The organism is Caulobacter sp. UNC279MFTsu5.1 (assembly GCF_900114015.1).
Taxonomy (GTDB): Bacteria; Pseudomonadota; Alphaproteobacteria; order Caulobacterales; family Caulobacteraceae; genus Caulobacter.
Window position 1 is genome coordinate 1 of sequence record NZ_FORN01000009.1, and the last position, 12,490, is coordinate 12,490.

General features: G+C 66.4%; 10 protein-coding genes. 9 read left to right on the forward strand and 1 reads right to left on the reverse strand.

Features of this window, described 5'->3' with window-relative positions; all coding sequences use genetic code 11:
* Window positions 1-447 precede the first annotated feature (447 nt).
* The 4 genes from BM066_RS07135 (at window position 448) to BM066_RS25895 (ending at window position 3,540) form a co-directional block, all read left to right on the forward strand.
* The gene (locus tag BM066_RS07135) at window positions 448-861 is read left to right on the forward strand and encodes an endonuclease domain-containing protein (protein ID WP_255367507.1); all 414 of its coding nucleotides are present in this window, start codon (window positions 448-450) and stop codon (window positions 859-861) included.
* A 447-nt stretch (window positions 862-1,308) separates the two neighbouring features.
* Complete coding sequence (locus tag BM066_RS07140) at window positions 1,309-1,899, forward strand: DUF1444 domain-containing protein (protein WP_018061782.1); 591 nt, start codon at window positions 1,309-1,311, stop codon at window positions 1,897-1,899.
* A gap of 371 nt (window positions 1,900-2,270) precedes the next feature.
* The gene (locus BM066_RS25890; RefSeq protein WP_143093673.1) at window positions 2,271-3,104 is read left to right on the forward strand and encodes a hypothetical protein; all 834 of its coding nucleotides are present in this window, start codon (window positions 2,271-2,273) and stop codon (window positions 3,102-3,104) included.
* On the forward strand, window positions 3,097-3,540 hold the full coding sequence (locus BM066_RS25895) for a hypothetical protein (RefSeq protein ID WP_143093674.1): 444 nt from the start codon (window positions 3,097-3,099) through the stop codon (window positions 3,538-3,540). The genes BM066_RS25890 and BM066_RS25895 overlap by 8 nt, the downstream gene beginning before the upstream one ends.
* 58 nt (window positions 3,541-3,598) lie before the next feature.
* Here BM066_RS25895 and uvrB read toward each other — a convergent pair whose 3' ends face one another.
* Window positions 3,599-5,875 carry an excinuclease ABC subunit UvrB gene (uvrB, locus tag BM066_RS07145; RefSeq protein WP_018061783.1) on the reverse strand — a complete coding sequence of 759 codons (2,277 nt, stop codon included), beginning with the start codon at window positions 5,873-5,875 and terminating at the stop codon, window positions 3,599-3,601.
* Between the two features lie 137 nt (window positions 5,876-6,012).
* Between uvrB and BM066_RS07150 the strand changes: the two genes are divergently transcribed.
* The 5 genes from BM066_RS07150 to BM066_RS07175 all read left to right on the forward strand — a co-directional run bounded on the left by BM066_RS07150 (window position 6,013) and on the right by BM066_RS07175 (window position 12,441).
* Window positions 6,013-7,422: a hypothetical protein gene (locus BM066_RS07150; RefSeq protein WP_018113267.1), complete on the forward strand. Its 1,410-nt coding sequence runs from the start codon at window positions 6,013-6,015 to the stop codon at window positions 7,420-7,422.
* Window positions 7,423-7,692: 270 nt separating this feature from the next.
* On the forward strand, window positions 7,693-8,205 hold the full coding sequence (locus BM066_RS07160; protein ID WP_026176604.1) for a cupin domain-containing protein: 513 nt from the start codon (window positions 7,693-7,695) through the stop codon (window positions 8,203-8,205).
* A 261-nt stretch (window positions 8,206-8,466) separates the two neighbouring features.
* Window positions 8,467-9,273, forward strand: a complete 807-nt coding sequence (locus tag BM066_RS26910) for a helix-turn-helix domain-containing protein (protein ID WP_255367508.1) — start codon at window positions 8,467-8,469, stop codon at window positions 9,271-9,273.
* Between the two features lie 79 nt (window positions 9,274-9,352).
* Window positions 9,353-10,081 (forward strand): dienelactone hydrolase family protein, encoded by a 729-nt coding sequence (locus BM066_RS07170; RefSeq protein ID WP_026176603.1) that lies wholly within the window; start codon window positions 9,353-9,355, stop codon window positions 10,079-10,081.
* 656 nt (window positions 10,082-10,737) lie between these two features.
* Window positions 10,738-12,441, forward strand: a complete 1,704-nt coding sequence (locus tag BM066_RS07175; RefSeq protein ID WP_018062372.1) for a GH35 family beta-galactosidase — start codon at window positions 10,738-10,740, stop codon at window positions 12,439-12,441.
* Window positions 12,442-12,490: the final 49 nt, after the last annotated feature.

Consider the following 12,490-nt stretch of genomic DNA (forward strand, 5'->3'; position numbering starts at 1 on the left):
CGCGGAGCGCCGGACGACGTCCGGAGTTCTTTGATAAATACCGTTTCGACGAAGCCAACGCTCCGCGCGGTCGTTTTCCGCCAGCGTCCGGTGGGCAGCCCTGTTGAGGCTTAGCCGGACCCGGTCTCGATCCCTTTCGGGAGAAACCGGACGCCGGGGGCGCGGGCCTATGGGCAATTCACGCGCTTTGTCCCCGTTCGACGCCGACGGCGGGCGGGCTTCCCAACGATGGAAGGCCCCGGACACGCTGGAGTAACCCCCTCCAGCCCAGTCCCGCTCGATCGCCCCCCGCCGCCGCATCGGTCGCTGGCCATGCGCCCTTTCCCCGCGACGAGGTGAGACCAGGATACGGCCGGTCTGGAAGGGTGGGGACCAAATCGGGTCGAGAAAATTCAGGGCGTTGAAATCGCGGGGGTTTGTTGGCTGAACGCCGAGGATAAGGCCCCCATGATCCTTCTCCCCTTGTGGGAGAAGGTGGCGGGGCTTGCCAACCCACGATGTTCCCGTATTGTTCTCGTCATGGTCGATCGCGCCCGACAACTCGCCTTCGCGCGGCGCCTGCGCCGCGCGCCGCCCGCCACGGAGCGCCTGCTGTGGGCGCTGCTCCGTGATCGGCGCCTGGAGGGCCTGAAGTTTCGCCGCCAGGTCCCGCTCGGCCGCTACGTCGCCGACTTCCTGTGCCCGCGCCACCGGTTGATCGTCGAGGCCGACGGGCCGCACCACGAGGACAGCCTTCACGACGTGACGCGGGACGCCTGGCTGCGCGGGCAAGGCTTCCGCGTGCTGCGGTTCGCCAACAGCCGCATCCAGGCGGCGCCCGACGCCGTCCTGACCGAAATCCTGAGCGCCTGCGGCCGATGAACCCTTCTCCCCTTGCGGGAGAAGGTGGCGGCGCAGCCGCCGGATGAGGGGTCTCTCAAACCTCGACCGCCCCGCCCGGCCGTTCCGCCGTGCGCGGCCGACCTCGCCGTCGACCCCTCACCCGACGGTCCTCCGGACCGCCACCCTCTCCCGCAAGGGGAGAGGGAAAGGCGCGCGACACACCTTCTCCCCTCGCGGGAGAAGGTGTCGGCGAAGCTGACGGATGAGGGGTTTCTCAGAGGTGGCGGTTGCCCCTTCCTCGCGAAGGGGAGCCAGCCTTTCATCTCACGGCGAGACGGTCGCCGGTCTGGACAGGCTGCTCAAGGACCGGCCGGAGGCCGGCCGCGACGCGGCGGCGCGGAGCGCCGTCCTTGACTGACCTGTCCAGACCGGCACGCTATGCCTCCATGAGATGTAAGGACGGGTCCCCGTCCGACGGGGGCGGGCATGTGGAAGCGGATGCGGGGCTGGTTTGGCGGCAAGCCGGCGCCGGAGGTCGAGACGGTGAAGACCTACGCCCTGCACGACCTCTATCCGGTGCTGATCCCCAAGGCGTTCGCCGCGACCGGATCCTGGATCGGGCCGGTGGAGGCGCTGGAGGTCGACGGGCTCGACCTGAGCTGGGGAGTCCGCGGCGCGGCGAATTGGCTGGACTATCTGAACCACGACATGGTCGCGTCCTGGGAAGGGCAGGGCGCCGACTGGCGGGCCGCCGCGACGGCGAACCTGGCGCGGATGGCGGCGACGCGGCCCTGGTCGGGCGAACTGCGGGACGACGATGGCCGGATGATCCTCGTCGTGTTCCTGCACGACGACGGGCTGGGGCCTTCGCGCCTGATGATCCCGGGCCTGCTCGATGACGTCTTCCCGGACGGCTACGAGGTCGCGATCCCGGAACTCACCTGCGCCGTCGCGGTGGGACGGGTCGCCGGCGAGGAGGACCCGCGCGCCGAGCAGATGGTCCAGGGCTGCTTCGAACACGGCACCCATCCGGTGAGCCCGAGGCGGTATGCGCCGGAGGTGTTCTGGGGGCTGTAGGGGTCTCTCCCTTCCTCGCGAAGGGGAGCCAGCCTTTCATCTCACGGCGAGACGATCGCCAACGGTACGTAACTAAAGTCGATTGCGCTTTAGGATCGACAGGACCTCTCCGACGTTTTCATCGTTAACTCGCGGATCGACGATGACGCCCATAGTCGTGCTGCAATAAGGACATGATGCGCTGAAGGCGCGGATGCGCAAAGTGCCGTCTGAAATATTCATATGTTCTAGACGTGCTTCCTCCACTCGCCTTTCGCATTTTGGGCATTTGCCTGCCATGATACCCCTCCCGCTTCCAACATTCTCAGCGAAGATTGCACGGAAAGGGTTTAGGTGCCAATCTACCTCCACCATGGATGGCGGGGGCGGCCTTGGCGGACAAGTTCCAACTTTTCCGGATTTCACTTCTACAGCGCGCGCAGATCGATGCGTTTGAGAATCCGAGGCTCACTAGGGAGGAGTTCCTACGTGAGGTTTTCTCTGAAAATTGGGAGTTTCCTCATTACGGCAGTCGATTTCACTATCGACCGGACCCAAGCCACTCTGCCCGCGAAGTTCTAATGGGTAGACTTGGAAGGCGAGTCCTAACCGAGGAGAACTCGCCGCCGGAAATGGGCTTGGAAGAAGTAATCCATGAGGCGTGGAAAGCCTGTTTGATTGTGGTTGACCCGACTGATCATGTCGACGGGCAGAAGGCTTCGGTCGAAGTTTTCAAGGAAATAGGCGGGCCTATCGCACTCATATCGGCGTTGGCTCGGTGTGTGAACCAGCAGCGTCCTCACGCGCCCTTTGTGATGGACGTTCAACCTATTTTCGATGCTGCCACATTTTGGGAGTTTGCTCGGCAAAATCAGGGGCAAGTGACGTCAATTACCTTTGATTTTGTGACGCCAAATGGTCTCTGGAGTGTCGATGAAGAAATGCGCGACGAGTTGATCGAGCTTAGGAAGGCTATCAAAACGCAATCTGTATCGACGACATTCAAAAGTTCAGAGGGTTTGGATACGGACGCCAAGCAAATCAAGGATGCCGTGGATTATGCGGAAACAGGAAGTGGAAAGATAAGGGCGAGAGCTAGGCGTGACAAAACTTTTAACTCGACCGAGAAGCCAAAAATCGTTACCTTGAGCGAGGATCGGCAGGCTCGCGAAAGTCTCCTGGACCGTGCTGCGGCGAAATGGAAGAAGATCTTGGGACGTGAATAAGACGATCGCATCCTGCAGTCTGATTGTCTGGGTGGGGCTGTGGTTCCTGTTGGTGGCTGCAGCTCCCTGGTCTATTAGTGACTCAAACTCGTTCTTAAAGGGATTTGTAAATCAAGAGTTTTTGAGTTTTATGGGTGTAGTTGTAACTATAACCCTTGCTTCGGTTGCAAACCTATATCTCGCCCTAAATGGGTTGGAGGATCGCGTAGATAGGCCGATTTTCATAAAAACGAAGAGTCATATACGCCACTCCGCATATATGCTCATTGCAATGCTGGTGTGTTCGTTGGTTTTGGTAGTTCTGAAGCCTTTGATTGTCTGTGGTGAGCGCAGTGCAGCATTTGTAAACGGTGCCTCTATTACCGTCGTTTGGATCAGTATTCTGATTTTGATCGATCTCACAAAAGCAGCTTTCAATCTGGACCCGCGAGTCTGAATTCCCTTCCGGTGATAAGGTCAAGCAAGCTGCTATCGTCGTCGTCCTCAAGTAGCCCCTACAACCGCCCCTTCCGAAACGCCTCCGCCTGCTCCGCCCGCAACTCCTTGCGAACGCGAGCGGGCATCGCCTTGTCCACCGCCTCGCCCGGGGGCGTCAGGGCTTCGTTGGCGAATTCCAGGTCCATCAGCTTCATGCGCTTGATCTCGTCGCGCAGGCGGGCGGCGGTCTCGAATTCCAGGTTGGCGGCGGCCTCGCGCATGCGGGCCTCCAGGTCCTTCAGCGCGGCCTTGAAGTTGTCGCCGCTGAACGGCTTGGCGTCCTTGCCCTCGCCGATCCCGCCGATCGGCACCAGCACGCGGTCGCCGCGCTCGTAGGGGCTGTCGAGGATGTCCTTGATGTCGCGCTTGACGCTCTCGGGCGTGATGCCGTGCTCGAGATTGTAGGCGTGCTGCTTCTCGCGGCGGCGGGCGGTCTCCTCCATGGCCCGCTCCATGCTGCCGGTCACCCGGTCGGCGTAGAGGATGACCTTGCCGTCGACGTTGCGGGCGGCGCGGCCGATGGTCTGGATCAGGGAGGTCTCCGAGCGCAGGAAGCCTTCCTTGTCGGCGTCGAGGATGGCGACCAGGCCGCATTCGGGGATGTCCAGGCCCTCGCGCAGCAGGTTGATGCCCACCAGCACGTCGAACTGGCCCAGGCGCAGGTCGCGGATGATCTCGATCCGCTCCATGGTGTCGACGTCGCTGTGCATGTAGCGCACGGCGATCCCCTGCTCGTTCAGGTATTCGGTCAGGTCCTCGGCCATCTTCTTGGTCAGGACGGTGACCAGGGTGCGGTAGCCCTTGGCCTTGGTCTGGCGGATCTCGTCGACCACGTCGTCGACCTGGCTGGCCCCGTCCTTGGAGACCGGGCGGACCTCGACCGGCGGGTCGATCAGGCCGGTGGGGCGGATCACCTGCTCGGCGAACACGCCGCCGGCCCGCTCCAGCTCCCACTTGGCCGGGGTGGCGCTGACGTGGATCGACTGCGGCCGCATGGCGTCCCACTCCTCGAACTTGAGCGGGCGGTTGTCGAGCGCCGAGGGCAGGCGGAAGCCGTACTCGGCCAGGGTCCATTTGCGGTTGCGGTCGCCCTTGTACATGGCGCCGATCTGCGGGACGGTCTGGTGGCTCTCGTCGGTGAACAGCAGGGCGTTGTCGGGGATGTATTCGAAGAAGGTCGGCGGCGGCTCGCCGGTCTTCCGGCCCGACAGGTAGCGGCTGTAGTTCTCGATGCCGGCGCACGAGCCGGTGGTCTCGATCATCTCCAGGTCGAAGGTGGTGCGCTGCTCCAGGCGCTGGGCCTCCAGCAGCTTGCCGTTGGCGGTCAGCCATTCCAGGCGCTCCTTCAGCTCCTCGCGGATGCTGACGATGGCCTGGCGCAGGGTGGGGCGCGGGGTGACGTGGTGGCTGTTGGCGTAGACCTTGATCATCTCCAGGTCGCCGGTCTTCTTGCCGGTCAGCGGGTCGAACTCGTTGATCGCCTCGACCTCGTCGCCGAACAGGCTGACGCGCCAGGCGCGGTCCTCGTAGTGGGCGGGGAAGATCTCGATGGTGTCGCCGCGGCGGCGGAACGTGCCGCGCTCGAAGGCGGCGTCGTTGCGCTTGTACTGCTGGGCGACCAGGTCGGCCATCATCTGCTTTTCGTTGATGGTCTGGCCGACCTCCAGGGTGAAGGTCATGGCCGTGTAGGTCTCGACCGAGCCGATGCCGTAGATGCAGCTGACCGAGGCGACCACGATCACGTCGTCGCGCTCCAGGATCGCCCGGGTCGCCGAGTGGCGCATGCGGTCGATCTGCTCGTTGATCGAGCTGTCCTTCTCTATGTAGGTGTCGGTGCGCGGGACGTAGGCTTCGGGCTGGTAGTAGTCGTAATAGCTGACGAAGTACTCGACCGCGTTGTCGGGGAAGAAGCTCTTCATCTCGCTGTAGAGCTGGGCGGCCAGGGTCTTGTTGGGGGCCAGGATCAGGGCCGGGCGCTGGGTGGCCTCGATGACCTTGGCCATGGTGAAGGTCTTGCCCGAGCCGGTGACGCCCAGCAGCACCTGGTCGTTCTCGCGGTTGTTCAGGCCCTCGACCAGCTCGGCGATGGCGGTCGGCTGGTCGCCGGCCGGCTGGTAGTCGGAGACCAGCTTGAACTTCCTGCCGCCCTCGGACTTCTCCGGCCGCGCGGGGCGGTGCGGCTGCCACAGGGCCGGGGTCGGCGCCCCCAGCTCGCCGTCCAGGGCGACGTCATGGATGAACTTGGCGGAGACGTCGGAGACGCCGCCGGCATCGGTCTCTTGGGATCGGGCCATGGGTGGAAGGTAGGACCGCGCGGCCGGGAAGGCTAGGGGGCCTGCTGACAGGGACTGTCAGCAGCTGGCGGCAGGTGGCGGCATTGCATTTCACGGTCAAGGTTGCAATCTAGCCGCGACAACCACGGGGGGTGGCGATGGTGGATGCGAAGCGCGGGGGGCTGGGTCTCCTGCTGGCGATCGGCCTGGGGGCGACGGCGACGGCGACGGCGGGGGCGGGGGCGGCCTCGGCCCAGAGCCCGGAGATGCGACTGCTGCGCGAGCCGGTCTATGGCGAGCTGCGCGACGTCCTGGGCGCGGTCCTGCCGGTGGCGACGCCCAATCCGAAATGCCCCCGGCCGGCCCAGCTGCCGGACGGCGCCTGCCTGGACCAGGCGCTGGCCGGGATGAAGGCCCGGGGCGCCACGGTCGGCCGGGTCCTGACCGCGCCGGGCGCCGGCAATGGGGCGGGGACGGTGATCTCCGGCCCCATCGGCCAGGCCTACCGCCTCTATGACGTGTCGCTGGGCGGCGGCGCGCCGGTCGTCAGGCCGGTGACCCTGCCCAGCTCGACGGTGCGGGTCCCGCGCGACTGCTTCGCCACCGGCCGCGGGGTCGACTACCGGCTCGACGTCCGCGACGGCCAGCTGGTGGCGCGCGAGGTCCAGACGGTCAGCTGCGGCGGGCCGGTCCCGCCGATCGGCTATGGCGGACCGCGCCGGCCGCCGATCGGGCCGAACGAGCCGGGCGAGCGCTGGCCGGCCACCGCCACGGTCGAGGTGCTGGGCCTGCCCCGGCAGTTGGCCGCGCCGCGTCCGGACTGCGCGCCCGACGCGGTCCTGCGCGACGGCGTCTGCTTCGCGGCCGGCGTCGCGGTGCTGGCCGCCCGGCCCGACCTCAAGGAGCTGGACGTGATCGGCGCCAAGCGGCCGGTCGCGCCCGGCGTGGTGCTGACGGCCCGGGAGACCGAGCAATATGTGCTCAAGCGGACCCGCAAGGGCTTCAAGGCCGACAAGCGCTGGTTCGACAAGTCCAGCCTCGCCGCCCCGGCCGGCTGCGGCCTGACCAGCCCCGTCGACTTCGAGGTCGCGCCCGGCGACCAGGTGCGCGAGCGGGCCCTGGCCGGCTGCGGCGCGCCGCCCGCGCCTGCGCCCGTGGCGACCTACGAGGCCTATGGCGCGGTGATGCCGGTGGTCATGGGCAACCGCCCCGGCTGCGCCGAGCGGGGCGAGCAGCTGCTGGGCGACGCCTGCTTCACCGACGTGATCGGCTGGATGAGGGCCCGCAAGATCCCCAAGGCCGAGGCCCTGGTGCTGGACGGGTTCTACCGCCCGGGCGCGCGGGTCTATGGCGGCGGCCCGATCCGCTCTTCGTACGCCACGGTCTGGGTCAATCCGGACGGAACCTACAAGGCCGACCGCAAGCACAGCTATTCGGCCGACATCCGCTCGGGCGGCTGTTCGAACGTCACCGACGCGGGCGGGGAGGCCAGCGGCGTGATGCTGATCCGCGCCGACGGCGGGGTGATGGCCCGGGCCTACCAGTGGGTGGCGTGCCCGGTGCGGTAGGGGGCGTTGGCATATGGGCTCACCGCCAAGAAAGTTGTCATCCCGGACAAGCCCGGCGAAGCCGGGCGCAGATCCGGGACCGCCGCAAGCGCGGAGTTCACGCCCCGGTCCCGGATCTTCGCGCTGCGCGCTCGTCCGGGATGACAGCTATTTTGGGGCATATGCGATCCCTAGGTGCGGTAGGGGAGCGCTGGCCCTAGGCTGAGCCGAGCAGTGTCTTCGAAGGGGACGACGTGTCTGCTATGGGTTCACGACCCAGGGAGAGCGGCGATGAAGACTATGGCTAGGACCTTCACGATCGGCGCGACGTCGTTGCTGATCGCCGTCTCGTCGGGCTTCGCCGCCGCTTCCGCCCAGGCGAGCGCCCCAGCGGCCGATCCGTCCGGTTTCGCCAGCGGCGCGGAGGTCCAGGCCCAGGTGCGCGAGATGCTGGCCGCGATGAAGCCCGATCAGGGGTTCATGTGGCGGCCCCTGGTCCGCGACGGCGCGACCGTGGCGGCGATCGAAATCTGGAAGAAGCCGGGCCGCCCCGCGGTCCACCCCGCCGAGGCGGAATACGCCATCGTGCTGGAGGGCTCCGGCACGCTGGTTTCGGGCGGGACCATGGCCGACGCCAAGGTCAGCAACGCCAATCTGATCGAGGGCAGCCAGATCGAGGGCGGCGCGACACGGCCGCTCGGCCCGGGCGACGTCATCCTGATTCCGGCCGGCGCGCCGCACTGGTTCGGGATCACCGGCGACCGGCTGGTCCTGCTGGGAATCAAGTTGCCCGGCGCGAAATGACCGATCCGGCGGGAGCCGCCGTCGGCGGCCGCGCCAGATCCGGCCTTGACCGCGGCTGCCCGCTGGCCAGGTGCGTCCTGATCGCTATCGATCCGTTGCGGGCATTCAGCAGGTCCGCTTGAGGGCTCCGCGGGCCAACTCGCCCTCCGCCTCTGAAAGCCCGGTCGCGGAACATCCGCACGTGGGCCACGGGCGCGTCGCTGATGATCTAGCTGGTGATAGGGTCCTTGGCGGGCATCGCGCCATTACGAGCACCAAGGTATGACCCTGTTCAGCCCTCATCGGCCGTCGCCGCCGCTTTATCCCTACGTGTCAGGATATTGGCGCGTCTCCGATCGAGTCGGAGCCTATCGTGGACGTCCGATCGATACCGCCCCGCGACCGGGCGCGGTGCTGACCGTCAATATCGGACGTCCGAACCGCAGTTCAGACGGCGACCTTACGCCGATGCTCTCGCTCTTGGGGGTTCAGACGCAGGCGCGATCCTGGCGCTCGGATGTCGATACCGATTTCATCATGGCGCTGCTCACACCGCTGGGCTTGGCGCGTCTTTTCCCCGGCTGCGCTTCCGGTGTCGCAAATTCTCTTGTGGACGTCGGTTCCGTGGTCGGCGATCGCGTCGCGGCGACTCTCCTGAACGATGCGTCCGCGCGCCCGGACAGCCTGGCGGCCGCCCTCGACGGATGGTTGCTGGCGCGGCTGGCCGCCGTCGGCGCCACGGGATCCATCGACCTGTTCGAGGCCGCCTCGCGCGAACTGACCTATGCGTCGCGCGTGTCGGTCGCCGCGGAAACGCTTGGCGTGACGAGGCGACATCTATCGCGCCTCGTGAAGGAGCACTTGGGAATCGGTCCCAAGGAACTGTCAGATCTCCATCGCCTCGATCGCAGTCTGAGCGCCGTCCAGGCAGGCTGCGAAGGCGGCGCCGGCTTTTCCGATCAGGCCCATCAAATTCGAGAGTGGCGGCGGCGTCTGCGCACCACGCCGGGCCGATACGCGCGCGGCGGTCGCTCGCCGCTGGCCGAAACATTCGGCGGCGCGGACCCATCGGTGACCTATTACCTGTAGGTCTTGGGAGTCCCAAAGTTTCAATACAGACGCCGGCTTTCAGCGCCAAGCTGGTCCGACATAGAGCGGGTCGGCGATCATGAACGAGCGTGAAGTTACCTATCGATCCGGCGAAGTGACCATGACCGGTTACCTTGTCGATGGCTCGCGCGGCGCGCCGGCGCCCGGCGTGCTGATCGCCCACGAGGGCTTGGGCCGAGACGAACGCATGACCACTTGGGCGCGCAAGCTCGCCGGGCGGGGCTATGTCGCGCTCGCGCTTGATCTCTATGGCGAGGGCCTATTCTCTTATGAGCAGTTCTCCTTCGAGAAGATGATCGCCAAGCATGAGCACATGATGGCGACCCCTGGCTTGATGCTCACCCGCTCCACCGCCGCCCTGGAAACGCTGGCGGCTCAGCCCAACGTCGACCACACTCGGCTGGCGGCGATCGGGTTCTGCCAGGGCGGCATCGTCGCCGCGGAACTTGCACGGGCGAGGGCGCCGATCCTGTGCGCCATCGGCTTCCATCCCGGTCTCAAACGCCCAGCCGGGAGCGTCGACGGGCCGATCGAGGCCAAGCTGCTCATGATGGTCGGGGCTCGCGACGCCGTTGTTCCGCCGGAGGATCGCGCCGCCTTCGCCGCGGAGATGGAGGAAAAGGGCGCGGATTGGCAGCTTCATCTGTTCGGCGGCGTCGGACACACCTACACGAACCCCCGCGTCGACCAGTTGGCGCCGATGCCCGGGTTCGGCTACGACGCGCGCGCTGAACGCCGGGCTTGGACGATGGCGTTCTCACTGCTTGACGAAGTCTTTGGCGAGTAACCTCCACGGACAGTCCGTTCGCCCCGCTAGCCGCCCTTTACGGATCGCGGTTTTTTCCGGCGCCGGCGGCGAGCAATAACCGACCCATTGGGCGGCGCCGTCGAATGTTGATCGGCTCTGGGCTCGGCGCTGGGTCAGATGTTCGCCCAAGGCTGTCGGATGGCCGGGGCGGTCCGACCGCGCGTCGCCCGAGGTTAAAGGTCTGACAACTGTTTCGGCCTAGGGCGCGAACGAGCGCCTCGTGACGAATGTTCGGCGGCCTCGGCTGAAATGGCCGAATTGTGGTCTGATGAACACGCTTCCGAAATAAAGCTGAAATCCTTCCGTGCCATGGCGACGCTTGGCGGCTCCATGCGATCAAGAGCGATCCGCGCGGCGTGGGCGGCGGATCCGGCCATGTGGCGGAATTCACGATGAATTTTGTGACTTACCGAGTCTCGTGTTTCGCTCCGGGGTGGCCCTTCGGTCGGGTCGTCCTCTCCCAGGGCGTCCAGGCGAGGCCGCGCCTTTCATCCGGACCAAGAGCAGAACACTGGTCATCCAATTGGCCTGACAAATAGTGATTATCGAGATTGACAGATCTGACCACCTGTAAGATGTGTTAGCGGTATCATCGGTCACGGCGCGACAGCACGCCGAGCCGAGCGGGGAAACGAATGGACCAGGAACCCCTCCAGCCTCGCGCTCGCCGGCCGCGTCCGAAAGGCCTCGCGACCGTCGGCGGCCTGGCCGTGGCGCTGTCGATGCTGCTGGGTCCGTCGGCCTTGGCCGACATCCCCCGCCTCGAGGCCCAGGGCTCGGCCCGGCGGCTGGTGGTCGACGGCAAGCCCATGCTGGTGCTGGGCGGCGAGCTGGGCAATTCCAGCGCCTCCAGCCAGGCCTACATGGCCAGGTACTGGCCCAAGCTGAAGGCCATGAACCTCAACACCGTGCTGGCCCCGGTCTCGTGGGAGCTGATCGAGCCGAAGGAAGGCGCCTACGACTTCGCCAGCGTCGACGGCCTGCTGAAGGATGCCCGCGCCCAGGACATGCATCTGGTCCTGCTGTGGTTCGGGGCCTGGAAGAACAGCATGTCGACCTACGTCCCGTCGTGGGTGAAGCGCGACGACGTCCGCTTCCCGCGCGCCAAGGCGGCCCCCAATCCAGGAGAAAAATGGGGGGGCAGCCAGGAGATCCTGTCGGCCTTTTCCACCAACACCCGCGACGCCGACGCCCGGGCCTACGCCGCCCTGCTGGCCCATCTGAAGGCGGTGGACGCCCAGGGCACGGTGTTGATGGTCCAGGTCGAGAACGAGATCGGCATGCTGCCCGTCGCCCGCGAATGGGGGCCGGAAGCCAACGCCGCCTGGGCCGGGTCCGTGCCGGCTGAACTCCTGCAGCGTCTCGTGTCGGGCGGGGCCGCGATCGAGCCGGAACTGCGGGCCTTGTGGCAGGCCCACGGCTCCAAGACCTCCGGGACCTGGGCCCAGGTGTTCGGCGACGGCGACGCCGGCCAGGAGGTGTTCACCGCCTGGTTCTACGCCCGCTACGCCGACGCGGTGACCCGGGCCGGCAAGGCGGCCTATCCGCTGCCGATGTACGTCAATGTCGCCCTGAACCGCACCGGCAAGGCGCCGGGCGAATATCCCAGCGGCGGGCCGCTGCCGCACCTGATCGACGTCTGGAAGACCGGCGCGCCCAGCGTCGACCTGATCTCGCCCGACATCTATTTCCCGAACTTCAGCGACCTGGCCGGCCGCTACAAGCGCCCCGACAATGCGCTGTTCATTCCCGAGGCCAACAATGTCGGCGCGCCCGAGACGCCGGCCAACGCCTTCTACGCGATCGGCAAGCTGGACGCGTTCGGCTTCTCGCCGTTCCAGGTCGAGAACGCCGAACCTAAAGAGCACGAGGCCGTGACCCAGGCCTATGGCGTACTCAGGCAGCTGACCCCGGCGATCCTGGCGGCCCAGGGGCTGGACAGGATGTCGGGCTTCAAGCCGCGCGTGCTGGAGGACGGCACGGTGCTGGACCAGCCGGTCAGCCAGGTGATCGGCGACTATCGCTTCAACGTCGCCTTCGTCGACACCTGGACGCCCAAGGCCGACCAGAAGACCGCCGGCCACGGCGGGCTGATCATCCAGATCGGCCCCGAGGAGTACCTGATGGCCGGACGCGGCCTGGTGGTCACCTTCTCGAGCGCCGGCGACGGCCCCGCCCTGGCCGGCATCGACAGCGCCGTCGAGGGCGTGTTCGACGCCCAGGGCCGCTGGGTTCCCGGCCGGACCCTGAACGGCGACCAGACCCACCAGGGCCGCCACATCCGGCTGCCGCCCGACCAGTTCCAGATCCAGCGGGTGAAGCTCTACCGCTACCGCTGACCGACCCCCCGCCGAACCACGACAATGGCCTGTCGCTCCCCAAGACGCG

Excerpts from the sequence above, each read along its gene's own strand:
- BM066_RS07135 (WP_255367507.1), top strand. The coding sequence starts at position 448 with ATGATCCTTCTCCCCTTGTGGGAGAAGGTGGCGGGGCTTGCCAACCCA.
- BM066_RS07140 (WP_018061782.1), top strand. The coding sequence starts at position 1,309 with ATGTGGAAGCGGATGCGGGGCTGGTTTGGCGGCAAGCCGGCGCCGGAG.
- uvrB (WP_018061783.1), bottom strand. The coding sequence starts at position 5,875 with ATGGCCCGATCCCAAGAGACCGATGCCGGCGGCGTCTCCGACGTCTCC.
- BM066_RS07150 (WP_018113267.1), top strand. The coding sequence starts at position 6,013 with ATGGTGGATGCGAAGCGCGGGGGGCTGGGTCTCCTGCTGGCGATCGGC.
- BM066_RS07160 (WP_026176604.1), top strand. The coding sequence starts at position 7,693 with ATGAAGACTATGGCTAGGACCTTCACGATCGGCGCGACGTCGTTGCTG.
- BM066_RS26910 (WP_255367508.1), top strand. The coding sequence starts at position 8,467 with ATGACCCTGTTCAGCCCTCATCGGCCGTCGCCGCCGCTTTATCCCTAC.
- BM066_RS07170 (WP_026176603.1), top strand. The coding sequence starts at position 9,353 with ATGAACGAGCGTGAAGTTACCTATCGATCCGGCGAAGTGACCATGACC.
- BM066_RS07175 (WP_018062372.1), top strand. The coding sequence starts at position 10,738 with ATGGACCAGGAACCCCTCCAGCCTCGCGCTCGCCGGCCGCGTCCGAAA.